Source organism: Streptomyces sp. Ag109_O5-1 (assembly GCF_003814875.1).
Classification (GTDB): Bacteria; Actinomycetota; Actinomycetes; order Streptomycetales; family Streptomycetaceae; genus Streptomyces; species Streptomyces sasae.
On record NZ_RKQF01000001.1, the window covers coordinates 7,058,994 to 7,082,474 of the forward strand.

Consider the following 23,481-nt stretch of genomic DNA (forward strand, 5'->3'; position numbering starts at 1 on the left):
TAACAGGAGGCGGCTATGCCGGCCGGGAGGCCGCCCTGCCCGCCCGTTCCGCGAGCTCCCGCAGCTCCTCGCGCAGCCGCGCCACGTCCGCCCCGCCCAGACCCGTCGTCGTGAGCAGGGCGCCGGGTATGCGCGCCGCGCGCTCCCTCAGTTCCTCCGCGCGCCCGGTGCACGCGACGAGCACCGAGCGCTCGTCCTGCTCCGAGCGCTCCCTGCGCACCAGGCCGGCCGCCTCCAGCCGCTTCAGCAGCGGCGACACCGTGCCGTAGTCGAGACGGAGCGCGCCGCCCAGGTCCTTGACCGTGGTCTCGCCCCGCTCCCACAGGACGAGCAGTACGAGGTACTGCGGGTAGGTGAGCCCGAGTTCGTCGAGGAGGGGACGGTAGGCGGCGGTCACCGCGCGCTGCGCGGCGTACAGCGCGAAGCACAGTTGGTCGTCCAGCCGTGGCGGTCCCGCGTCCTCTTGATGCGTCACGCGCCCATTGTCCCGGACGCGGAGAGGCGGCGGACGGCCGTCACGGAAACGCGTCACATGCCACGGCGCGCGGCGGCCGCCGCGCGCGGGTCGAAGCCGAACGGCAGTTCCAGCCGGTGCGCGCGCATCAGGGCGTCGTCGGAGAGCAGGTCACCGGTGGGCCCGTCGGCGGCGATCGTGCCGTAGCTCAGGATCACGGAGCGCGGGCACAGCTCCAGGGCGTAGGGCAGGTCGTGGGTGACCATGAGGACCGTGACGTCCAGGGAGCGCAGGATGTCGGCGAGTTCGCGCCGGGAGGCCGGGTCGAGGTTGGAGGAGGGCTCGTCGAGGACGAGGATCTCCGGTTCCATGGCGAGCACGGTGGCGACGGCGACCCGGCGGCGCTGGCCGAAGGACAGGTGGTGCGGCGGGCGTTCGGCGAAGCCGGCCATGCCGACCCGGTCCAGGGCGGCACGCACGCGTGGCTCCAGTTCCGCGCCCTTCAGACCGGCCGCCGCCGGTCCGAACGCCACGTCCTCGCGCACCGTCGGCATGAACAGCTGGTCGTCCGGGTCCTGGAAGACGATGCCCACCCGGCGCCGGATCTCCGCCATGTGCCGCTTGCCGACCGGCAGCCCGGCCACCGTCACCGTGCCCGTGCCGCCGCTCAGGATGCCGTTGAGGTGCAGCACGAGGGTGGTCTTGCCGGCGCCGTTCGGGCCGAGCAGCGCGACGCGTTCACCGCGCGCGACGGTGAAGTCCACGCCGAACAGGGCCTGGTGCCCGTCCGGGTAGGCGAAGGCGAGGCCGGAGACCTCCAGAGAAGCAGTCACAGGGCCCATCCCAACAGGCAGACGACAAGGGCGGACAGGGGCAGCGCGAAGGCGCGGGACCACTCGGCCCGGGACGCGGTCACCTCGTCGATGACCGGCACCGAACCGGCGTACCCCCGGCTCACCATGGCCAGGTGGACGCGCTCCCCGCGTTCGTAGGAGCGGATGAACAGCGCGCCCGCGGACTTCGCGAGCACGCCCCAGTGGCGCACGCCCCGCGCTTCGAACCCGCGCGACTCCCGGGCGATCCGCATCCGCCGCATCTCGTCGGTGACGACGTCGCCGTAGCGGATCATGAACGAGGCGATCTGGACGAGCAGCGGCGGGAGCTTCAGCCGCTGGAGGCCCAGAAGCAGCTCACGGAGCTCTGTGGTGGCCGCCAGGAGGACGGAGGCGGCGACGCCGAGTGTTCCCTTGGCGAGGACGTTCCAGGCGCCCCAGAGGCCGTTCACGCTGAGCGGGAGGCCGAGGACATCGACCCGCTCGCCCCCCGCCACGAACGGCATCAGCACCGCGAACGCGACGAACGGCACCTCGATCAGCAGCCGCCGCAGCAGGAAGCCGGCGGGCACGCGCGCGTGCTGTGCGACGAACGCGAGCAGCACGGCAGACAGCGCGAACGCCCATATCGCCGCGCGCGGTGTGGAGACCATCACGACCACGAAGGCGAAGGCGGCGGCGAGCTTGGTGTGCGGCGGGAGCGCGTGCACGGGGGAGTGCGCGTGCCGGTGGAGCCGGTGCGCGTGGCCCGAGCCCATCTCAGCGCACCCGGGAGGGGACGCTCGTACGGCGTCTGCGCACCGCCCAGAACACCACGCTGCCGGCGGCGACGGTCGTGCCCACCCCGATGACGCCCGCGAGGCCGCCCGACAGGCGGGCGTCGGAGACGTCCTCGACGCCGTAGTCGGCGAGCGGGGAACCCGCGGCGGCATGCTCCTCCGTCCTCGCGTCGATGCCCTGGTCGCGGGCGACCTTCTCCAGGCCGTCGGGGTCGGAGGAGGCGTAGAAGCTGACGAAACCGGCGAGCACCAGGGACGTCACCAGACCGGTGGCCCACACGGCGCGACGGGAGGCGCGCGCCCCCGCCACGGGCGCGGAGGGCGCCGAGGGCGCGTCCACCAGCACGCCGTTCACGCGCAGCTTCAGCCCCTGCCGCATCCCGCGCGCCCCGTACACCAGGTCGGGGCGGACGGCGATGACGGCGCCGACCGTGAGCGCGGTGATCGCGGCCTCACCGACGCCGATCAGCACATGCACGCCGATCATCGCCGTGGCCACCTTGCCGATGGACACGTCGGTGGTGCCGCCGACGGCGTAGAGGAGCGTGAAGGCGACGGAGGCGGCCGGGACGGAGAGCAGGGCGGCGACGAAGGAGGCGGCGGTCACCGAGCGCCGGGAGCGCGGCAGGACCTTCAGCGGACCCCGGAAGACGGCGTACGCGACCACGGTCGTCACGATCGCCATGTCGGTGATGTTCACGCCGAGCGCGGTCAGCCCGCCGTCCGCGAACAGGATGCCCTGCATGAGCAGGACGACGGACACGCACAGCACCCCCGTGAAGGGGCCGACGAGGATCGCGGCCAGCGCCCCGCCGAGAAGATGGCCGCTTGTTCCGGCCGCGACGGGGAAGTTGAGCATCTGTACAGCGAAGATGAACGCCGCCACCAGGCCCGCCAGCGGAGCGGTCCGTTCTCCCCCACGCTCGGCTTCGCTCGCGCGGGAGGTGCCCCCCTGTTCCTGGCGGGCGCCGCGCAGGCTCACCGCGAGGGCGCCGACCGCGACCGCTCCGGTGACCGCGGAGGTGGGGGCGTCGAAGAATCCGTCAGGTACATGCACCGTTCGATTTTAGGGTTCTATTGCGAAGCTTTTGCAAGAGCTAGAAGGTTGTGAATCGCACATCCGGGAGCGCGCGCGAGATACGACGGCCCCCACAAGCGCATTCCGGAAAATGTGCGACATTGGAGGGAAAGCGGATGGACAGCTTTCGCAAAGGTCACGGAGCGTAAAGGGCAGTCCGATGTCTGTAGTCGAGCAGTACGCGCGAGCCCACATCGTCACGGACGAGGACGAGCGGGTGGAGCCGCCCGCGGTGCCCGTCGTCCTGCGCTACGACCCCGACGCCGATCCGCGGTCGGTGCGGGTCGGGCTGCCCGGGACGGACGAGTGGACGTTCTCGCGCTCGCTGCTGGAGCAGGGCCTCAGGGCGCCGGCCGAGAGCGGCGACGTACGGGTGTGGCCGCTGGGGCGGGTGCAGGCCGTGGTGGAGTTCCACTCCGACCACGGCACATCGGTGGTGCAGTTCGAGTCGAAGGCGCTGCTGCGCTTCCTCAGGCGCACCTACATGGCCACTCCCGTGGCCGGCTGAAGAACCGCGCCGCAGGGGCAAGCGCCCCGCAGGGCCCTAGAGGGACGCCCCCAGCTTCAGCAGCGCCGCCACGATCGGTCCGGCCGTGTCGCCGCCGTGGCCGCCCGCCTGGACCACGCCCGCGGCCGCCAGGTCGCCGCAGTAGGCGGTGAACCAGCCGTTCGGCTTCTTCTGGCCGTCGACCTCGGCGGAGCCCGTCTTGGCGCCGCAGCTCGAACTCAGGCCCGACATCGCCTTGGCCGCCGTACCGTAGGCCGCCGTGTAGGACATGACATCCTTCAGCTCGGACTGAGTCTTCGACGACATCGTCCGGGAGGCCTTCGCGATCGTCCGGTTGTCGACGCTCGGGGAGACCAGGTACGGCTGGTGGAAGGAGCCGGTCGACACGGTCGACGACACCGACGCCATGTTCAGCGGGTTCATCCGCACCCCGCCCTGCCCGATCAGCGAGGCACCCATCTGCGCGCCGCTCTGCACCGGGACCGAGCCGTCGAAGGTCGGGACGCCGATGGCCCAGTTGTTCATTCCCAGGCCGTAGACCTGCTGGGCCTCGGTCGTCAGGTCGCTGTTGGACAGCTTCGGCGCGAAGTCGATGAAGGCGTTGTTGCAGGAGGCACCGAAGCTCAGCTTGAACGAGCCCTGCTTGATCTCGGAGTTGTCGTCGTTGTGGAACGTCCAGCCCGCCAGCTTGTACGTCTTCGGGCAGGGGTGCGACGCGTCCGGGGTGATGAGGTTCTTCTCGAACAGCATCGTCGATGTGACGATCTTCATCGTCGACCCGGGGGCCAGTGAGCCCTGGAAGGCCACGTTGAAGCCGTGACTGCTGTTGGCGACGGCGAGGATCTCGCCGGTCGAGGGCCGCATCATCACGACCGAGGCGTTCTTCTGCGTGGTGACCTGCTTCTCGGCGGCCGCCTGCAGGGTCGGGCTGAGCGTCGTCTTCACCGTGCCCGGGGTGCCCTTGCTGAGCTCGACGAGGGTCTTGTCGGACGCTCCCGCCTTCTCGGATGCCTTGCCGCGCACCACGCGCAGTTCGACGCCCGCCTTGCCGCCCGCCGTCTTGCCGAACTTCTCGCGCAGCCCGTCGAGCACCGAGCCCAGCGACGGGTACTTGGCGGTGGTGATCTCCCCGCCGTCGCGGTCCAGGGCCTTGATGGGCGGGGTCCCGGACTCGCCGGTGACCAGGGTGTCGCCGTCCTTCATGTCCGGCTGGACGACCGAGGCGTGCCAGTCGACCAGCGGCTTGCCGTCGCTCTTGCGCCGGACGACGGTGAACGCGGAGTCGTACGACAACGGCTTGCTGACGCCCTTGTACGACACCGTCGCCTTCACGGAGAACGGGACCTTGTCGCCGGTGCGGGTGCCCTCGGTGAGGGTGACGTCCTTGATGTGGGCGTCCTTGCTGTAGCCGGTCAGCAGCCGGATGCAGGCCGCGGCGTCGTCCGTGACGGCGGCGGCCGAGGTGGCCTTGCCCTGCTGCCAGGACGCCAGGAAGGTCCGGGCCGTCGTCTGCACCTCGGTCGCCGACAGCGGGCCGGTCTTGACGTCCTTGTGGTTGGCGGAGCTCGACGACGCCGCGTCGGCCGCCGCCCCGCCGCCGTACAGCGCGTAGAGGCCGAAGCCGGCGCCGCCGACGACGACGGCGATCATCCCGCCGATGACGGCGGGTCTCTTCTGCCGTCGTCCGACGGCGCGCCTTCTCTTGCCCACAGCTCAGTTCCTCCGCGCACTTCCCCAGGGTCCCCGCCGCCCCGTTGCCCTCACGCTCCCCAACGACTGCACCAGCCTAGAGTCCCGGCCTGTGGGAGTGACGTCAGCCACCGATCCGTAGCACGCTTGCGACAATCGGCCCGGCCGCGTCGATGCCGTGACCGCCGTCCTGGGTCATGGCCGCGGCCGCGACGTCGTTGCGGTAGCCGGCGAACCAGCTGTTCGACTTGGTCTGCCCGTCGACCTCCGCGGACCCCGTCTTGGCGCCGATGCTGCCGCGCAGGCCGCGCATCACACCGGCCGCGGTGCCGCTGGTCGCGGTGCGGTTCATCATCGCGCGCAGCTGTGCGGCCGTACCGGCCGACAGACCCTTCGCGGTGGCCAGGTCACGGTCGTCCAGCTTCTGCGAGACCAGCACCGGCTGCCGGAAGGTGCCCGTCGACGCGGTCGCCGCCACGGAGGCCATGTTCAGCGGGCTCATCTGCACCTGGCCCTGGCCGATCAGGTTGGCCGCGGTGTCCGGGCCGCCGGAGGCCGGCACCCGCCCGTCGAAGCTCGGGATGCCGACCTTCCAGTTGTTCCTCCCGAGCCCGAAGCGGTCCTCGGCCTCCTTGGTGAGCGAGTCGACCTGCACCGAGTCCGCGTACTTCACGAACGCGGTGTTGCACGACCGCGCGAAGCTGTCCGAGAGGGTGGCCTTCTCGTCCGGCTCCAGTCCCTTGAGGTTGCTGAAGGTCTGGCTCTGCCAGGTCGCGGTCGGCGGGCAGGGCGCCGGGCCGGTGGCCGTCGTGAGGCCGGTGTCGATGAGGGTGGCCGCACTGATGATCTTCATGGTGGAGCCGGGCGCCAGCTCGCCGAGGAAGGCCGCGTTGAAGCCGTCGTCGCGGTGGTTGGCGACCGCGAGCACCTCGCCGGTGCTGGGTTTGACGGCCACCACCGACGACTCGGCGTACTTCGTCACCGCCGTCTCGGCGGCGGCCTGCACGCGCGCGTCGAGCGTCGTACGCAGCTTGCCCGCCTTGCCCTCCTCAAGGGTCAGCAGCGTCGTGTCGGCGGACTCCTCGGACGCGTGCCGGATCACCAGCTCCACACCCGGGGTGCCGCCCGCCTTGTCGCCGTAGCGGCTGCGCAGCTCGTCCAGGATCGGGCCCAGCGACGGGTACTTCTCCTTCGTGAGCACCTTGCCGTCGCGGTCCACGGCCTCGATCGGCGGACTCGCCGCCTCGCCGGTGGACAGGGTGTCGCCGCGCCGCAGGTCCGGATGGACCACGGACGGCGCCCAGTCGACGAGCGCGCGGTGCGTGGTCTCGCCGCGCACGATCTTCAGTGAGCTCTTGTAGGCGAGCGGCTTCGACTTCCCGCCGTAGGACACCGTCGCCTTCACGGCGAACGGCACGGTGGCGCCGGTCGCCGTGCCGGGCGTGATCTGCACGTCCTTGATGTGCGCGGTGGCGCTGAAGGACGTGAGTACGGGCTCGGCGTCCGCGGAGTCGTTCGTGAACGACGCCGCCGTCACCGACTCGCCCTTCTCCCAGGCCGTGAAGAACTTCTGGGTGGTGTCCTTGATCTCGTCGTTCGTGGGCGGCCCCGTCCGTACGGACGGCGTGCTGTCACCGTGCAGCGCCGACAGGACGTTGTAGGCGGCGTAACCGCCCCCGCCCAGCATGGCCGCGCAGGCACCGCCGATGATGGCGCCCTTGACCCCCTTGCGCATGGTGCGAAATCCCTCCCCGTGTGCTTTTGCCGTGTTTTGTGAACGCGTTCAAAAGCTGGTTGTGGCTCGCACTGTAGGTCGTTGTGAAGCTCCTGTGGCAGGTGTTGGCCGATTGTTGTCCGAACGGAGATCAGGGATGTGGCTCACACCCAGGTATCGAGCCACATACGTGAACGCCAGGAGTCGATGGGGATCGCCGTGCCCGTGTACAGGGGCCAGAAGTAGATGAAGTTCCAGACGATCAGCAGCACCAGGACGCCCGCGCCCGACGCGCCGACCAGACGGCGGGTGTCGCTGGAGCCGGGCGGGCCGATGATCGCGCCGACCATCATCGCCACCGCCAGACACAGGAACGGCACGAAGACGACGGCGTAGAAGAGGAAGATCGTGCGCTCCTGGTACATGAACCAGGGCAGGTAACCGGCCGCGATGCCGCAGGCGATGGCGCCCGCCCGCCAGTCACGGCGGAAGGCCCACCGCCACAGGACGTAGACGATCGCGAAGCAGGCCGCCCACCACAGCAGCGGTGTGCCGATCGCCAGCACCTCACGCGCGCACTTCTCGCCGGCGTTCGCCGGGCAGCCGTCCGTACCGGGGGAGGGCGACTCGTAGAAGTACGACACCGGGCGGCCCAGGACGATCCAGGACCAGGGGTTCGACATGTACGTGTGCGGCGACGACAGGCCGACGTGGAACAGGTAGACCTCGTGCTCGTAGTGCCACAGGCTGCGCAGCCAGTCCGGCAGGAACGTCCAGTTGCCGCCCTTGCCGTCGGTGGCCGCCCAGTTGCGGAAGTAGCCGCCGGTGCCGTCGGTCGGGGACAGGATCCACGCGGTCCAGGAGGCCAGGTAGACGGCGATCGCCACCGGCACCGTCGCCAGGAACGTGATCCCCGTGTCGTACTTCAGGACCGCCTTGTACGGGTGCAGGGCGCCCGCCACCTTGCGGGCGCCGACGTCCCACAACAGCGCCATCAGGCAGAACGCGGCCAGGATGTAGAGGCCGTTCCACTTGGTGCCGATCGCGAGGCCCAGCAGCAGGCCCGCGGCCCACCGCCAGGGGCGCCAGCCGAAACGGAAACTGTCGGCCACGCGCGCGTCGGGGCGGATCCGGCCGTCCGCGTCCGGCTGGAGCGCGGCGGCGAGTTTCTCCCGTGACCGGTCCCGGTCGATGATCAGACACCCGAACGCCGCCAGTACGAAGAACATCAGCACACCGTCGAGCAGCGAGGTGCGGCTCATCACGAAGTGCAGGCCGTCCACCGCCATCAGCGCGCCGGCCAGGCAGCCAAGGAAGGTGGAACGGAACATCCGGCGCCCGATCCGGCACAGCAGCAGCACGCTCAGCGTGCCCAGCAGCGCCGTCATGAAGCGCCAGCCGAACGGGTCGAAGCCGAAGATCAGCTCCCCGAGCCCGATGACGTACTTGCCGACGGGCGGGTGCACGACATACGCCGCGTCCGCCGGGATCGTCAGATGGCCGTTCGACTGCAGGACCAGATCGTTGGCGTTCTTGTCCCAGTTGACCTCGAAGCCGCGGTGGACCAGCGCCCACGCGTCCTTCGCGTAGTACGTCTCGTCGAATATCACCGCCCTCGGGCTGCCCAGGTTCCAGAACCGCAGCAGACCCGCCATCAGCGTCACGAGCAGCGGACCGCCCCAGCCCGACCAGCGCGTGATCCGCTCGGCGAGCACCGGGGGCACACCCAGCCCGAGCCACAGCCGGGGGTTGGGCTCGGCGTACGGCGGCACCAGACGGTCGACGACGTCGGCGTGCGCGCCGGCGTCCGCGGCGCTTCTGCCGCCGGTGGTGTGCGCCGCCTGCGCCGGACTCGCCGTGTAGCCGAATCGGCGCAGCCGCTGCTGCCACGTCGGCCGCTCGTCGAGCACTGCCTGGCCCTGCCGGGTGTCCGTGGAGGACGCGGTACTGGTCACCGCGCCATCGTAGGGAACCGTTCTGTGTGAGTCCCGTGCAATGGGGCTTAGAGATGGGTTCCTTTGCGATCGCCGCCCGGTTCCGGGGAGGGGCTGTCGGTGGCTGCTGCGAGGATGGGGAGGTGACTGGAACCCTTGTCCTCGCAGGCACCCCCATCGGCGACGTCGCGGACGCACCGCCCCGGCTCGCGGCCGAGCTGACCGGCGCCGACGTGATCGCGGCCGAGGACACCCGGCGGCTGCGGTGGCTCACGCAGGCGCTGGGTGTGACGCCCAAGGGCCGTGTGGTGTCGTACTTCGAGGGCAACGAGGCCGCCCGCACCCCCGAACTCGTCGAGGAGCTCCTCGGCGGCGCGCGCGTGCTGCTCGTCACCGACGCCGGAATGCCCTCCGTCTCCGACCCCGGCTACCGGCTGGTCGCGGCCGCCGTGGAGAAGGAGATCCACGTCACAGCCGTCCCGGGGCCGTCCGCCGTCCTCACCGCGCTCGCGCTGTCCGGGCTGCCCGTCGACCGGTTCTGCTTCGAGGGCTTCCTGCCGCGCAAGGCGGGCGAACGGCTCGGCCGACTCCGCGAGGTCGCCGAGGAACGCCGAACCCTCGTCTACTTCGAGGCCCCGCACCGCCTCGACGACACCCTTGCCGCGATGGCCGAGGTCTTCGGCGGAGAGCGGCGGGCCGCCGTATGCCGTGAGCTGACCAAGACGTACGAGGAGGTACGGCGCGGTCCGCTGGCCGAGCTGGCCGTGTGGGCCGCCGAGGGAGTGCGCGGTGAGATCACCGTCGTCGTCGAGGGCGCGCCCGAGCGCGGACCCGAGGAACTCGGTGCGGAGGAGTTGGTGCGGAGGGTGCGGGTGCGGGAGGAGGCCGGGGAGCGGCGCAAGGAGGCGATCGCGGCGGTGGCCGTGGAGGCGGGGATTCCTAAGCGGGTCGTGTTCGACGCGGTGGTTGCCGCGAAGCGTGTTGATGGGTGAGGTCGGTTCGGCCGCGCTGTCGTGGTTGCTTTTGTGCAGTCGGCTGCGGGGCGGCGGGGGCTGGTCGCGCAGTTCCCCGCGCCCCTTTCGGGGCGCCCCGGCGACTGGCCTTCCAAGGGGGCGCTCCCTGATCTTTGAGCGCGCTGCTTCTCCCTTGAGCATGCGCCCCTGACCTGCGGAGATGCTTCCTCTGAGCGAGGAGCTTCTCGCCTGAGCGCGCGCCCCACGGGACGGTAAAGCGAGGGCGGGAAAGGCAAAGCCAACCCCCCTGTCGCAAGGCCTGTTCGGCAAGTGAAGTCCAAATCGCCTCCAACAGTCGACAGGCCTGATGCATTCGCGCCGGTGAAGGCGTCCACTGGTCAGCAGGGACAGCACCCGTCCCTCACCCCCAACGGGATTCCGGGGGGAATCCCCGCGCCGGGGGTGCTTGTCCAGCGGACAAGAGGAGCTGGCATGAGTGAGATCGCAGGGCAGACCGGCCTCCGCGGTACGGCCACAGCCGTCGTCCACGAGTCGTATTCCTTCGCCTGCATGCGTTGCGGGCACGGCTGGGAGCAGTCGTACCAGATAGAGCACCACACGGACGCCGACAACCACGAGTTCGTCATGTATGTGGCGAACGGTCAGGTCGTCCCGTCCCCGCTGAGCCGGCCCGCGTGCCTGAACTGCGACGGCCATGTCGTCCGGATCATGCGTGCGGGGCAGGTCTCGTCGGTGCGGAACGCGGCGCAGCGTTCGCATCAGCGGCCGGTGCAGGGCCTTCCGGACGGAGGGGCCGGAGAGGAGGCGACCGAGGCGGCGGCGGCCGAGGCGGCGGCGACGGAGGCCACCGCACAGGTCAGGGAGCCACACCACTGGCATCTGTCCGATCTCCTGCATCCGTTCCAGCGCAAGGCGAGCTGACCCGGGCGCGAGGCCGGCACGGCATGCCCCTTTCGTAGGATCGGGGCATGCCTTCGAACGCCTCCGGTACCGGCACCTCCGGTACGGCCGACAAGAACGCGGCACCGCCGCTCCCGGAACCCCTCCGGGTGCCGGTCGCCGACTCCCACACCCACCTCGACATGCAGTCCGGCACCGTCGAGCAGGGCCTCAGGAAGGCCGCGTCGGTGGGGGTGACGACCGTCGTCCAGGTCGGCTGCGACATCAAGGGCTCCCGGTGGGCGGCCGAGACCGCCGCCGCGCACGAGAACGTCCACGCGACCGTCGCCCTGCACCCCAACGAAGCCCCGCGCATCGTCCACGGCGACCCCGACGGCTGGTCCCGGCAGGGCGCCCGCACGGCGGGCGGCGACACCGCGCTGGACGACGCCCTCGCCGAGATAGACCGGCTGGCGGGGCTGCCCCAGGTCAGGGGTGTCGGTGAGACCGGTCTCGACTACTTCCGCACCGGGCCCGAGGGCAAGGCCGCCCAGGAGCGCTCCTTCCGTGCCCATATCGAGATCGCCAAGCGGCACGGCAAGGCCCTCGTCATCCACGACCGGGACGCCCACGCCGACGTGCTGCGCGTCCTCAAGGAGGAGGGCGCCCCCGAGCGGACCGTGTTCCACTGCTACTCCGGGGACGCCGAGATGGCCGAGGAGTGCGCCCGCGAGGGTTACTTCATGTCCTTCGCCGGCAACGTCACCTTCAAGAACGCCCAGAACCTGCGGGACGCCCTCGCCGTCGCCCCGCTCGAACTGGTCCTCGTGGAGACCGACGCACCCTTCCTGACCCCGGCGCCGTACCGCGGACGGCCCAACGCGCCGTATCTCATTCCGATCACGGTGCGCGCGATGGCCGCCGTGCGCGGTATCGACGAGGACGCGCTGGCGACGGCCCTGGGCGCGAACACGGCCCGTGCCTTCGATTACTGAGAGTGCACATAACGTAACCGGTTTATAACGCTCGCGAGGGCTCCCTCGGAGCTGGGTCGCGACTGTGAGTAGTCGTGCCGCTTTGGAGAGTGACTGGCACTCCGCTAGGTTCTGGGGCCCGATCCGGACCCCTCTGGCCCCCTGGAGCGTGTCGGCGTGAGCACATCGCAGTACGAGACGTTTGGCGCGTACGACCCCTATGGTGCGCCCGGCGTGCGCGGGCAGTACGGCGCGCATGGGCATGGCGTGCCGGGCATGCCTGGAGTTCATGGTGTGCCCGGTGCTCACGGTGCGCCGGGCGCGAGGGGTGCGTACGGGGAGCAAGGCGGGTATCACGCACCCGGAGCGAACGGCGCACCTGTCGTGAACGGCATGAACGGCATGAACGGCGTGAACGGCGTGAACGGCGTGCACGACTCCGCGACGCTGGGATATGGCGCGGTCTACGGGAGCGGCGATACGTACCGTCCGGCGTACGAGGTCTCGGCGGGAGCGGGAGGTGCGTCGGCGGCGGCGCGCGCTCACGTGAGTGAGCCGGTGCTTCCACGGCAGGGCGAGCGCGTGCCGGAAGGCAGGGCGCGTGCGGCGGAGGCGCGCGCTGTCGTGGGACGGCGGGCCGCGCGCCGGCGGAAGGCGCGGTACACCCAGCGCCCGGAGTCCGCCGTACGCCGGCTGCTGCCGCAGGCCCTGGTCGTCGCGTTCCTCGCCGGCGGCACCACCGCGTTCCTCGCCAAGGACAAGGCGATCGAGCTGACCGTCGACGGCAGGCCGCGCACCCTGCACACGTTCGCCGACGACGTGACCGGCCTGCTGGCCGAGGAGGGTGTGCGGGTGGGGGCGCACGACGCGGTGGTGCCCGCCCGCGGCGCGGCCCTGGCCAGCGGGGACGAGGTCGCGGTGCGCTACGGCCGCCCGGTCCGGCTCACCCTGGACGGCCGGCGGCGCGAGGTGTGGACGACGGCGAGCACGGTGGAGGGGGCGCTCCGACAGCTGGGGGTGCGTGCCGAGGGCGCATACCTGTCGACCTCGCGCTCCCAGAACATCGGTCGCGCCGGGCTGGCGCTCGACGTGCGCACCGAGCGCACCGTCACGATCCTGGCGGACGGCCGGACCCGCACCATCCGCACCAACGCGGCGACCGTCGGCGAGGCCGTCGAGGAGGCCGGGATCACCCTGCACGGTCAGGACACCACCTCCGTCCCGCCGGGCGACTTCCCGCGCGACGGGCAGACGGTGACCGTGCTGCGCGTCAAGGGCAGCAGGGAGGTCCGCGAGGAGGTGATCCCCTTCGAGGTGCGGCGGACGCAGGACCCCACGCTGTTCAAGGGGACCGAGGTGGTCGAGCAGCTCGGCCGGCCCGGGCTGCGCCGGGTCACGTACTACCTGCGGTCCGTCAACGGCGTCCGGCAGAAGCCGCACCGCGAGACGTCCGAGCTGGTGCGCGAGCCGCGCGCGCAGCTGGTGAAGGTCGGCACCAAGCCGCACCCGGACTCCGTGAAGGGAGCCGACGGCCTGAACTGGCACGGTCTCGCCGTCTGCGAGTCCGGCGGCCGCCCGCACGCGGTGGACTCCTCCGGGACGTACGGCGGGCTCTACCAGTTCGACACGCGCACCTGGCACAGCCTCGGCGGCAGCGGGCGCCCGCAGGACGCGCCGGCCGGGGAGCAGACGTTCCGTGCGAAGAAGCTCTACGTGAGCCGCGGGGCCACCCCCTGGCCGCACTGCGGGGCGCGACTGCACGGGTGACCGGCGGAGGGGTCCGCCACGGCCCGTACCCTTGTCCCGTGAGCAGCCCCACCCCCGACGCCCTCCTCGGCCCCGCCGACATCCGCGAGCTCGCGGCAGCGCTCGGTGTACGCCCCACCAAACAGCGCGGCCAGAACTTCGTGATCGACGCCAACACGGTCCGCCGTATCGTCCGCACCGCCGGGGTCCGCCCGGACGACGTCGTCGTCGAGGTCGGCCCGGGACTCGGGTCCCTCACCCTCGCGCTGCTGGAGGTCGCCGACCGGGTCACCGCCGTCGAGATCGACGACGTCCTCGCGGGCGCCCTGCCCGCGACGATCACGGCGCGCATGCCGGCGCGCGCGGACCGGTTCGCGCTGGTCCACTCCGACGCGATGCACGTCACCGAGCTGCCCGGCCCGGCGCCGACCGCGCTCGTCGCGAACCTGCCGTACAACGTCGCCGTCCCCGTCCTCCTCCACATGCTCGACACCTTCCCGAGCATCGAGCGGACGCTGGTGATGGTGCAGTCCGAGGTCGCCGACCGGCTCGCCGCCGCACCCGGCAACAAGGTGTACGGCGTGCCCTCCGTCAAGGCCAACTGGTACGCCGAGGTGAAGCGCGCCGGTGCCATCGGCCGCAACGTCTTCTGGCCCGCCCCGAACGTCGACAGCGGACTGGTCTCCCTCGTCCGGCGCACCGAACCGGTCAAGACGACGGCCTCCAAGCGGGAGGTCTTCACGGTCGTCGACGCGGCGTTCGCCCAGCGGCGCAAGACCCTGCGGGCCGCGCTCGCCGGATGGGCCGGGTCCGCGGCGGCCGCGGAGGCGGCGCTGGTGGCGGCCGGTGTCTCGCCGCAGGCGCGCGGGGAGTCGCTGACCGTGGAGGAGTTCGCGAGGATCGCCGAGCACAAGGAGTCCGGTAAGTGAGCGTCACGGTACGCGTCCCCGCCAAGGTCAACGTCCAGCTCGCGGTGGGCGCCGCCCGCCCCGACGGCTTCCACGACCTCGCCAACGTCTTCCTCGCCGTCGGCCTCTACGACGAGGTCACGGTCACGCCCGCCGACGAGCTGCGCATCACCTGCGAGGGTCCGGACGCCGACCAGGTCCCCCTGGACCGCACCAACCTCGCCGCACGCGCCGCCATCGCGCTCGCCGGGCGCCGGGGCATCGAACCGGCCGTGCACATCCACATCGCCAAGGACATTCCGGTGGCCGGCGGCATGGCCGGGGGGAGCGCGGACGGGGCGGGCGCGCTGCTCGCCTGCAACGAGCTCTGGCGCGCGGGCGCCTCCCGCGCCGAACTCCTCGCCATCTGCGCCGACCTGGGCAGCGATGTGCCCTTCAGCCTGGTCGGCGGCGCCGCCCTCGGCACCGGGCGCGGCGAACGGCTCAGCGTCCTCGACGTCGGCGGCACCTTCCACTGGGTCTTCGCGATGGCGGAGCGCGGGCTGTCCACCCCGGCCGTCTTCCGTGAGTTCGACCGGCTCGCCGAGGGCCTCGACATCCCCGAGCCCGTCGCCTCCCCCGACCTCCTCGACGCGCTCGCCAAGGGCGACGCCGACGCGCTCGCCGCGGCCGTCTCCAACGACCTCCAGCCCGCCGCGCTCTCCCTCTTCCCGGAACTCGCGGACACGCTCGCCGCGGGCCGCGCGGCCGGCGCCCTCACCGCCCTGGTCTCCGGCTCCGGCCCCACGACCGCGTTCCTGGTCCGCGACCCGGAATCGGCGACCAAGGTCTCCGAGGCGCTCCTGGCCTCCGGCACCTGCCGCACGGCCCGTACGGCAACGGCCCCCGCACCGGGCGCGCAGGTCCTGCCGCCGACGCCGGACACCGCCGCCCGCGCTGACGTGTGACAGCGGGGCCCATGCCGGTGTGTGACAGCGGGACTCACGGCGATACGGACACCGGCGCCCATGCCGACGCGTGACACCAGCGTCCCCGCCGACGCGTGAGCGGCGAGCTAACGCCGTTGTGTGAGTGAGCGCATACGCCGGGCGGGATGGAGGGCGTGTGCGCCGGGTGGACGGAGAGACCGCGCGCCAGGCTGCGACCGAGCTCGCGCAGGGCGCCCGATGCCTCGCGCCTGCCTACCACGCCCGGCCTCCCCGCTCCGGCGTGCATCCGCCGCCGCACGCCCCGCGTAAACCACCTGCCCTGCGCCCCTTCCCGCCACTAAGCTCCCCCGGCCGGCCCCGGACCAGGGACGGCGACACGGCGGCCGACGGCTCGGCAGGGCCGGCCGGTCCGGCCACGGGAGCGGGGGGCGCTCACGCATGACCATCCATGAGCTCGTCGTCGCCGTACGGAACGGGGACGCGGACGGTGTCCGGCGGTTGCTGGACGACGACGTCGACGCGGACATGCTCGACCCGGACGCCGGGGTGCCGCTGCTCTGTGTGGCCGTGGCGGCGTACGACGAGGACGTCGTCGACGCGCTGATCGACGCGGGGGCCGACTCGCTGGCCGTGCTGCCCGACGGGAGTACGCCGGTACGGCGCGCGGTGGACGGCGGGTCGATCGAGATGGTGTCGGCGCTCACCCGGGACCCGGTGCGGTTCCCGGAGGGCGTGCGGCACGAACTGCTGGAGCTGGCTCGGCGGTGGGCCGGGGCGGGCGTGGCGGCAGAGCTCCGGCGCCGGAGCGGTGACCGCGGGCCGGTGGCGCGGGTGGTGGTCGGGGACCGCGACGGGGACGAGGTGTACGAGCAGTTCAGCGTGGGTGGGCTCACCGCGCGGGACGGGCACGACGGGATTCTCACGGCGCTGGAGGCGAGTTTCGGGGTGCGGGCGCCGTTCGAGGAGGTGCTGACGAGGGCGCTGGTGCGCCGGAACCGGGACCATGCCGTGTGGTTCCAGGCCGCCCACACCCTCAGCAGACGGCTGGACGAGGAGACCTGGGCGGCGGCCGTGGCACTCGGCCGCAGTGAGGACCGCCTCCGGCGGCTGTTCGCGGCGGAGTTGCTGCTGTTCCTCGGGCTGGGCTCCTGCATCTCGTCGTACGCGCCCTTCGAAGAGCGCGGCACGGAGGTCCTGCTGCCCTGGGCGCGTGAGGAGCGGGACCCGGAGGTGCTGCGCGCCGTCCTCAACGCGCTGACCGAGAACTGGAGCCCGGAGATCGAGGAGCTGGGGCGGTCGTATCTGACGCATCCCGATGCCGGGGTGCGCTGCATGCTGCCGCACACGCTGGAGCTGGGGGAGAGCCGGCTGGTGGTGCGCCCCGAGAGCCTGAAGACGGTGTTCGCGCTGGCGCGGGATCCCGAGCCCCGCGTGCGGTCGGCGGCGTGCACCTGGCTGGCGGAGTATCCGGGGCACGACCCCGGCATCGCGGACGCGCTGGCCCGACTGGTGCACGAGGAGGACCAGGTCACCCGGATCTACGCCGTGTTCGGACTCGCTCATCAGGACGACCCGCGCTGTGTGGACGCCGAACGGCACATCGGTCCGGTGGATCCGGAGACGTGGTCGGACACCTGGATGCTGTGTGCGGTGGACAGATACCGACAGCGTGTGGCGAAGCAGGCGGCCGGCTCCGGGTGACGCGGTCACCCCGGAGGATGACCAAGGACGTCACCAAGGACGTCACCAGGACGTCACCAAGGTCTCCGGCCGCCGCGACCGGCCGCGGGGCGACCGCCCGGGCCGGACGGCGTACGACCGCCTCGACGAGGCACGCGCGCGGGCGGGCCGAAAGCGGCTCGCGGCCGGACGGCCTCCCCGTGCGCATTACGCTGGGAGGCTGACCGTCCCCGTGCGCAGGAGTGAAATGGCCGTCAACCTGGTCAATGTCGAGAACGTCAGCAAGGTCTACGGCACCCGTGCCCTGCTGGACGGCGTCTCGCTCGGCGTGTCGGAGGGCGACCGCATCGGCGTGGTGGGCCGCAACGGCGACGGCAAGACCACCCTCATCAGGATGCTCGCCAGGCTGGAGGAAGCCGACACCGGCCGCGTCACGCACTCGGGCGGACTGCGCAGCGGAGTCCTCACCCAGCACGACTCCCTCGACCCGGCCGCCACCGTCCGGCACGAGGTCATCGGCGACATGGCCGACCACGAGTGGGCCGGCAACGCCAAGGTCAGGGACGTTCTCACGGGCCTCTTCGGCGGCCTGGACCTGCCGGGCTTCCCCAAGGGCCTGGACACCGTCATCGGCCCGCTCTCGGGTGGTGAGCGGCGGCGCATCGCGCTCGCCAAGCTGCTCATCGAGGAGCAGGACCTGCTGGTCCTGGACGAGCCCACCAACCACCTCGACGTCGAGGGCATCGCCTGGCTGGCCCGGCACCTGCGCGAGCGCCGCTCGGCCCTCGTCTGCGTCACCCACGACCGGTGGTTCCTGGACCAGGTCTGCACCCGTATGTGGGACGTCCAGCGCGGCGCCGTCTACGAGTACGAGGGCGGCTACTCCGACTACGTCTTCGCCCGCGCGGAGCGCGAGCGGATCGCGGCCACCGAGGAGACCAAGCGGCAGAACCTGGTCCGCAAGGAGCTGGCCTGGCTGCGCCGCGGCGCCCCCGCCCGTACCTCCAAGCCGCGCTTCCGGGTCGAGGCCGCCAACGAGCTGATCAAGGACGTGCCGCCGCCGCGCGACACCTCCGAGCTGATGAAGTTCGCCTCCTCCCGGCTCGGCAAGACCGTCTTCGACCTGGAGGACGTGACCGTCCAGGCCGGGCCCAAGGTGCTGCTCAAGCACGTCACCTGGCAGCTCGGCCCCGGCGACCGCATCGGCCTGGTCGGCGTCAACGGCGCCGGCAAGACCTCGCTGCTGCGGGCCATGGCCGAGGCCGCCCGGACCGAGGGCGAGGCCCAGCCGGCGGCCGGCCGGGTCGTCGTCGGCAAGACCGTCAAGCTCGCCTACCTCTCCCAGGAGGTCGCCGAGCTGAACCCTGCCACCCGGGTCCTGGAAGCCGTCCAGCAGGTCCGCGAGCGCGTCGACCTCGGCAAGGGGCGCGAGATGACCGCCGGGCAGCTGTGCGAGACGTTCGGCTTCAGCAAGGAGAAGCAGTGGACGCCGGTCGGCGACCTGTCCGGCGGTGAGCGCCGCCGCCTCCAGCTGCTGCGCCTCCTCATGGACGAGCCGAACGTCCTCTTCCTCGACGAGCCCACCAACGACCTCGACATCGAGACCCTCACCCAGCTGGAGGACGTCCTCGACGGCTGGCCCGGCTCGATGATCGTCATCTCCCACGACCGGTTCTTCGTCGAGCGGACCACGGACCGGGTCTTCGCCCTCCTCGGCGACGCCACCCTGCGGATGCTGCCGCGCGGCATCGACGAGTACCTGGAGCGACGGCAGCGCATGGAGGAGACGGTCGCCGCCACCGCCGTCGCCCCCAAGGCCCCCACGGCCGAGCGCAGCGCCGCCGACCAGCGCGCCGCCAAGAAGGAGCTCCAGAAGATCGAGCGTCAGCTGGACCGCGTCTCCGAGAAGGAGACCAAGCTGCACGACCAGATCGCCGCCAACGCCACGGACTTCGCCAAGGTCGCCGAACTCGACGCGCAGCTGCGTGACCTGGCGGGGGAGCGCGAGGAACTGGAGATGCGCTGGCTGGAGCTGGCGGAGGACGCGTAGCGCTCCGCTGGGGGCGCCGTGACGGGGCGTCGGTCGGGTGCGGGTGAGTTGTGGCTGGTCGCGCAGTTCCCCGCGCCCCTTTGGGGCGCTGCCCTGACGGGGCTCGCATGCGCCGGTCAGGCGACCTGGCCGCCGACGCCCGAGCGTCCCTCGGGGACGGACAGCAGGCCGACGATCGTCTGGTCGCGGACCTCTTCGCCGAGTACGGCGGCCACCGCGTCGGTGATCGCCGCGATCAGGCGTGCGGGGGCGTCCGGGACCTGCGGATGCTGGTAGGCCGCCTCGCGCAGGCTGAGTGTGATGTTCGGGGCGGCCTGGCCGGTCACGGCCCCGCCCGTACCGCGCCGGTGCGGCGGAATGCCGACCGACCGGCGGCGCCGGATAGTGGCCATCGCGCCGACCGGCACGCGGCGATCGCCGGCTGGCTCGCCCCCGGCGCGGCCGCCTGGCGCCGCGTGCTCACCCCGCTGACCCCGGCGCAGCGCGACCTGTTCGTCGAGACCCTGCGCGCGTACGAGGCCGCGGTGGCGGAGGAACGCGGGCGCTGACCGCCGAGGGCGGTACGCACCGGCGTGAATCAGCCGTGCGCAATCCCCTTGCGCACACCCGGTGATGGGGCCGTGAAGACGCGTAACGGCGGTATCACGGGGCGGTTCTCCCTCGGGAACAGCGGCAGATGTGGGCCCGTGGCCTGTCGGTGCCGGGTGGTAGAAAGGTCCGTCTGAGAACTGTCTGAGAACGGCCTCGGGGCCGTCACGAGCCTCAGGCGTGGCTAAAAATCAGTGAACGAGGGGGAAGAACGCTGATGACTCAGCCGCCCGACCAGCCGCCGCAGGGCGGTTTCGGAGCACCGCAGGACCAGCCGCCGCCGGCCGGTGGCTTCGGTGCCCCGCAACAGCCGCCCGCGCAGGGAGGTTTCGGCGCGCCTCCGCCTCTTCCTCCCCAGCCGCCCTACGGATCCCCGGTCCCGCCCCAGCAGCCGCACCCCGGATACGGCTACCCGCAGCAGCCCGGACCCTACGCGCAACCGGGCCCGTACGGGCCGCAGCCGGGGTACGGGTACCCCCAGCAACCGCCGTACCCCGGTGGGCCGGTGACGACCCCGCCGCCCGGCAGCGGCGCGGGCGGCGGCGGGCCCTTCAGGGGCAGGCCCGCACTGGTCGTCGCGGCGGCGGTGGCGGGGCTGCTGGTCGTCGGCGGCACGGTGTACGCCGTGACCGGCGGCGGGGGCGGTGGCAAGAAGCCGGTCGCCCGGCAGTCGGACGACCCCAAGGCCTCCGGCACCCCGGTCAACCCCGGTGACGGCAGCGGAAACGGCGGCAAGGACCCGGAGAACCTCAACACGGGCCGCAAGCCCGGCGAGGCCAAGGTGCTCTGGTACAAGTCGGCGCCCGACGCGCCCGCGAACGGCGCCGACGCCCCCGGCATGTGGATCACCGGGAAGACGGCGGTGAAGGCGGCGTACAAGCAGGTCTTCGCCTACAACGTGGGCAACGGCAACCCGACCTGGGCCCCGATCACGTTCCCGCAGAAGATCTGCGCGGTCACCGCACACAAGTCGGCGGACGACAAGGTCGTCGTGGCCTACATGAACGGCACCAGCGACCAGGCCAAGTGCAACCAGTTGCAGGAGATCGATCTCAACACGGGCAACAAGGGCTGGACCGCGACCGTCGCGGACGGCGGGCTGTTCGACAGCGCGCTCAGCATCGCTCTGACGATCAGTGGAAAGACACTGATGGTCGGCCGTTCCGAGTCGGGCACGGCCTACGACCTCGGCAGCGGCGACAAGTTGTACGACAAGAAGAAGTACGGCACGGCCTGTTTCCCGACGGCGTTCGCGGGCGGCACGGACCGGCTGATCGAGGTGGCATCCTGCGATGCCGGCGGCAGCGACGAACACGACGAGATCTCGCAGCTCGACCCGGCCACCGGCAGGGTCGAGTGGACCCAGCCGGTCAAGAAGGGCTGGCAGGTCCAGCGGACCTACTCCGTCGACCCGCTCGTGGTCTACATGACCAACGAGGACAAGAAGGCCTGGAACATCTCGACGCTGGACGGCAAGGGCACGTTCCGTTCCGAGGTCAAGGTCGACGAGAAGTTCGCGCCCCAGTGCGGCTGGGCGCTCCTCACCCGTGACCTGCAGGGCTGCCAGGGCGTGGCCGCCGACGCCGACACCCTCTACCTGCCGACCGATGTGAGCGGCGGCGCCAACGAGATCGTCGCGATCAGCCTCGCCGACGGCAGGGCGAAGTGGCGTGTGAAGTCCCCGACGGACGAGTCGATGTACCCGGTCAAGGCCGAGGGCGGCAAGCTCGTCGCGTACGTACGGCCGTCGTACGACGCGGGCGGCCAGGTCGTGTCGGTCCCGACCGCCGGCGCGAGCCACGAGACCACCAGGCTGCTGCAGAACCCGCAGCACACCGCCGACATCGAGGACAGCTTCTACGACGGCGCCGTCGACTGGGTCGACGGTCGCTTCTACGTCTCCTCCACGCGGCTGACCGGCAGCGACCAAGCGAAGGAGAAGCTGATGATGGCCTTCGGCAACTGAGCGCGGCCCGTCCCGCGCCGTCCGCAGTCCGTCACCCCGTGCCGTCCGCAACCGTCTCGCGCGCCGTCCTCCGAGGTACCCCGTCATGACCCAGCCGCCCCCTCCGCCGCCCAACCAGCCCCCACAGCAGCCCGGGTTCGGGCCTGCGCAGCAGCCCCGGCCCCCGGCCCCCCAGCCGGGCTACGGCTACCCCCAGCAGCCGCCCCAGCCCGCGCAGCCCGGCTACGGCTACCCGGCCCAGCCCCCCACGGGCCCCAACCCCTATGCCCAGCAGTCCGGTTACGGCTACCCGGGGTACCCGGGCGGCCCCACCGCGCCCACCATGCCGATCCCGTCCAAGCCGAAGAACAACGCCGCGCTGTTCATCGTCATCGCGGCGGTCGTCGCGATCGCGCTGATCGTCGGCGGCGGTATCTGGTACGCCCACTCCTCCGGCGGCGACGGGAAGAAGGACGACACCGCGAGTTCCGGCGGCGGCACCGGTGGAAAGGACACCGGCAAGGACGGTGAGGGCGGCAAGGGCACCGAGAAGGTGCCCGCGAACACCACCTCCAAGGTCCTCTTCCAGGTCCCGCTGCCCACGACGAAGGACACGACGGTCACCGCCGGTTCCTGGCTCACCGACAAGGTGTACGCGAAGAGCGGCGTCGGCGAGATCGTCGGCTACGACCCCGACTCGGGCGCCAAGCTGTGGACGGTCCCGCTGCCCGGCCCGGTCTGCTACGCCAGCGGGCGCGTCAGCGCGGACGGCAGGACGGCGGTCGTCTTCCAGCCGAGGACACCCCCCAAGGGCTCCTCGGCGGGCTGCAGCCAGGTCGCCGCGATCGACCTGAACGCCGGCAAACGGCTGTGGACCAAGTCGATCAAGTCCGGTGACATAGCGGTCGACTTCAACAATGTGACGGTGGCCCAGCAGACGGTCGCGGTCGGCGGCACCAGCGGCGGCGCCGCCTTCGACCTCTCCTCCGGCACGGTCCGGTGGCAGCCGAAGCCGGGCGACGGCTGCTACGACGCCGGTTACGGCGGCGGCACCAAGCTGGTTGCGGTCCGCAGGTGCGGCAGCGGCGACACCGGACAGCTGCACATCCAGACCCTCGACCCGGCCTCCGGCAAGGTGATCTCCGAGTACACGATGACGTCGGGCATCGACTACGCCAGCGTCGTGTCGACCGACCCGCTGGTGGTGGCCGCCGACGTCAACGACAGCGCGGGCGACGGCAGCGGCTTCTCGGACGTCTTCTCCATCGACAACAGGACCGGCAAGCTGCGCACCCGTATCTCCACCCCGGGCAGCTCGTACGCGGTCCGCTGCGACGGCATCTACGAGGTGGAGAAGTGCAAGGGCGTGACGGTCGGCAACGACCGGCTGTACCTGGCCACCGAGGAGCACGACGGCAGCGGGGACGGCACGAGGACCAACGAGATCGTCGCCTTCGACCTGGCCACCGGAGAGCAGACCGGCCAGCGCGCCGACGCCGGGAACGGCTACACGATCACGCCCCTGCGCATGGACGGTCCGAACGTGATCGCGTACAAGAACGCGCCGTACGACAAGGGCGGTCAGATCGTCAGTATCGACGGCGGTTCGTTCAAGGAGACCAAACTGCTGGAGAACCCGGTGACCGTGGCGGTCAAGGCGATCGAGACCAGCCTGTCGCCCGAGTACGCTGAGGTCCTCTACTCCCAGGGGCACCTGTACATGTCGGCCGTGTACGCCCGTACCGCGAGTTCGTCGTCGGCGGGCAAGGAGTACCTGGTCGCCGCGTTCGGTACGGGTGGCTGACACCTCGTCAGACGG

At 71.5% G+C, this 23,481-nt stretch carries 20 protein-coding genes; 12 read left to right on the forward strand and 8 right to left on the reverse strand.

Annotated elements, in window-relative coordinates; all coding sequences use genetic code 11:
- Window positions 1-13 precede the first annotated feature (13 nt).
- From EDD90_RS32075 to EDD90_RS32090, 4 genes are read right to left on the reverse strand one after another with little or no spacing between them, the layout of a single operon-like run.
- Window positions 14-475, reverse strand: coding sequence for a MarR family winged helix-turn-helix transcriptional regulator (locus EDD90_RS32075; RefSeq protein ID WP_123976379.1), 462 nt, complete (start codon window positions 473-475; stop codon window positions 14-16).
- Window positions 476-528: 53 nt separating this feature from the next.
- Window positions 529-1,296 (reverse strand): energy-coupling factor ABC transporter ATP-binding protein, encoded by a 768-nt coding sequence (locus tag EDD90_RS32080; protein WP_123976380.1) that lies wholly within the window; start codon window positions 1,294-1,296, stop codon window positions 529-531.
- The gene (gene cbiQ, locus EDD90_RS32085) at window positions 1,284-2,045 is read right to left on the reverse strand and encodes a cobalt ECF transporter T component CbiQ (protein WP_123976381.1); all 762 of its coding nucleotides are present in this window, start codon (window positions 2,043-2,045) and stop codon (window positions 1,284-1,286) included. Before cbiQ ends, EDD90_RS32080 begins: the two co-directional genes overlap by 13 nt.
- A 1-nt stretch (window position 2,046) precedes the next feature.
- Complete coding sequence (locus EDD90_RS32090) at window positions 2,047-3,123, reverse strand: energy-coupling factor ABC transporter permease (RefSeq protein WP_123976382.1); 1,077 nt, start codon at window positions 3,121-3,123, stop codon at window positions 2,047-2,049.
- 181 nt (window positions 3,124-3,304) lie between these two features.
- On the opposite strand from EDD90_RS32090, the gene EDD90_RS32095 reads away from it, so the two are divergent.
- Complete coding sequence (locus EDD90_RS32095) at window positions 3,305-3,652, forward strand: SsgA family sporulation/cell division regulator (RefSeq protein ID WP_123976383.1); 348 nt, start codon at window positions 3,305-3,307, stop codon at window positions 3,650-3,652.
- Window positions 3,653-3,688: 36 nt separating this feature from the next.
- Here the strand turns inward: EDD90_RS32095 and EDD90_RS32100 are convergent, their stop codons facing one another.
- The 3 genes from EDD90_RS32100 to EDD90_RS32110 form a co-directional block, all read right to left on the reverse strand.
- Complete coding sequence (locus tag EDD90_RS32100) at window positions 3,689-5,362, reverse strand: penicillin-binding transpeptidase domain-containing protein (RefSeq protein ID WP_123976384.1); 1,674 nt, start codon at window positions 5,360-5,362, stop codon at window positions 3,689-3,691.
- 103 nt (window positions 5,363-5,465) lie between these two features.
- Complete coding sequence (locus EDD90_RS32105; RefSeq protein WP_123976385.1) at window positions 5,466-7,076, reverse strand: penicillin-binding transpeptidase domain-containing protein; 1,611 nt, start codon at window positions 7,074-7,076, stop codon at window positions 5,466-5,468.
- 143 nt (window positions 7,077-7,219) lie between these two features.
- Window positions 7,220-9,010: a dolichyl-phosphate-mannose--protein mannosyltransferase gene (locus EDD90_RS32110; protein WP_123976386.1), complete on the reverse strand. Its 1,791-nt coding sequence runs from the start codon at window positions 9,008-9,010 to the stop codon at window positions 7,220-7,222.
- A gap of 122 nt (window positions 9,011-9,132) precedes the next feature.
- Between EDD90_RS32110 and rsmI the strand changes: the two genes are divergently transcribed.
- The 8 genes from rsmI (at window position 9,133) to EDD90_RS32150 (ending at window position 19,129) form a co-directional block, all read left to right on the forward strand.
- A complete protein-coding gene (rsmI, locus tag EDD90_RS32115) occupies window positions 9,133-9,981 on the forward strand; it encodes a 16S rRNA (cytidine(1402)-2'-O)-methyltransferase (RefSeq protein WP_123976387.1) in 849 nt (282 codons plus the stop codon).
- 453 nt (window positions 9,982-10,434) lie between these two features.
- The gene (locus EDD90_RS32120; protein WP_123976388.1) at window positions 10,435-10,884 is read left to right on the forward strand and encodes a hypothetical protein; all 450 of its coding nucleotides are present in this window, start codon (window positions 10,435-10,437) and stop codon (window positions 10,882-10,884) included.
- A gap of 47 nt (window positions 10,885-10,931) precedes the next feature.
- Complete coding sequence (locus tag EDD90_RS32125) at window positions 10,932-11,837, forward strand: TatD family hydrolase (RefSeq protein ID WP_123976389.1); 906 nt, start codon at window positions 10,932-10,934, stop codon at window positions 11,835-11,837.
- Window positions 11,838-12,209: 372 nt separating this feature from the next.
- Window positions 12,210-13,583, forward strand: a complete 1,374-nt coding sequence (locus EDD90_RS32130; protein ID WP_260328232.1) for a resuscitation-promoting factor — start codon at window positions 12,210-12,212, stop codon at window positions 13,581-13,583.
- Window positions 13,584-13,621: 38 nt separating this feature from the next.
- Window positions 13,622-14,491 (forward strand): 16S rRNA (adenine(1518)-N(6)/adenine(1519)-N(6))-dimethyltransferase RsmA, encoded by an 870-nt coding sequence (gene rsmA / locus EDD90_RS32135; RefSeq protein WP_123976390.1) that lies wholly within the window; start codon window positions 13,622-13,624, stop codon window positions 14,489-14,491.
- Complete coding sequence (locus EDD90_RS32140) at window positions 14,488-15,417, forward strand: 4-(cytidine 5'-diphospho)-2-C-methyl-D-erythritol kinase (protein WP_123976391.1); 930 nt, start codon at window positions 14,488-14,490, stop codon at window positions 15,415-15,417. Before rsmA ends, EDD90_RS32140 begins: the two co-directional genes overlap by 4 nt.
- A gap of 420 nt (window positions 15,418-15,837) precedes the next feature.
- Complete coding sequence (locus EDD90_RS32145; protein ID WP_123976392.1) at window positions 15,838-17,100, forward strand: ankyrin repeat domain-containing protein; 1,263 nt, start codon at window positions 15,838-15,840, stop codon at window positions 17,098-17,100.
- Window positions 17,101-17,326: 226 nt separating this feature from the next.
- Window positions 17,327-19,129, forward strand: coding sequence for an ABC-F family ATP-binding cassette domain-containing protein (locus EDD90_RS32150; RefSeq protein WP_123976393.1), 1,803 nt, complete (start codon window positions 17,327-17,329; stop codon window positions 19,127-19,129).
- 116 nt (window positions 19,130-19,245) lie between these two features.
- Here EDD90_RS32150 and EDD90_RS32155 read toward each other — a convergent pair whose 3' ends face one another.
- Window positions 19,246-19,455, reverse strand: a complete 210-nt coding sequence (locus EDD90_RS32155) for a hypothetical protein (protein ID WP_123976394.1) — start codon at window positions 19,453-19,455, stop codon at window positions 19,246-19,248.
- A 21-nt stretch (window positions 19,456-19,476) separates the two neighbouring features.
- Between EDD90_RS32155 and EDD90_RS32160 the strand changes: the two genes are divergently transcribed.
- The 3 genes from EDD90_RS32160 to EDD90_RS32170 all read left to right on the forward strand — a co-directional run bounded on the left by EDD90_RS32160 (window position 19,477) and on the right by EDD90_RS32170 (window position 23,466).
- Entirely contained in the window at window positions 19,477-19,677 is a 201-nt protein-coding gene (locus EDD90_RS32160) for a hypothetical protein (protein ID WP_221305140.1), read from the forward strand.
- A gap of 257 nt (window positions 19,678-19,934) precedes the next feature.
- Entirely contained in the window at window positions 19,935-21,683 is a 1,749-nt protein-coding gene (locus EDD90_RS32165; protein WP_123976395.1) for a PQQ-binding-like beta-propeller repeat protein, read from the forward strand.
- A gap of 85 nt (window positions 21,684-21,768) precedes the next feature.
- Window positions 21,769-23,466 (forward strand): PQQ-binding-like beta-propeller repeat protein, encoded by a 1,698-nt coding sequence (locus tag EDD90_RS32170; RefSeq protein ID WP_123976396.1) that lies wholly within the window; start codon window positions 21,769-21,771, stop codon window positions 23,464-23,466.
- Window positions 23,467-23,481: the final 15 nt, after the last annotated feature.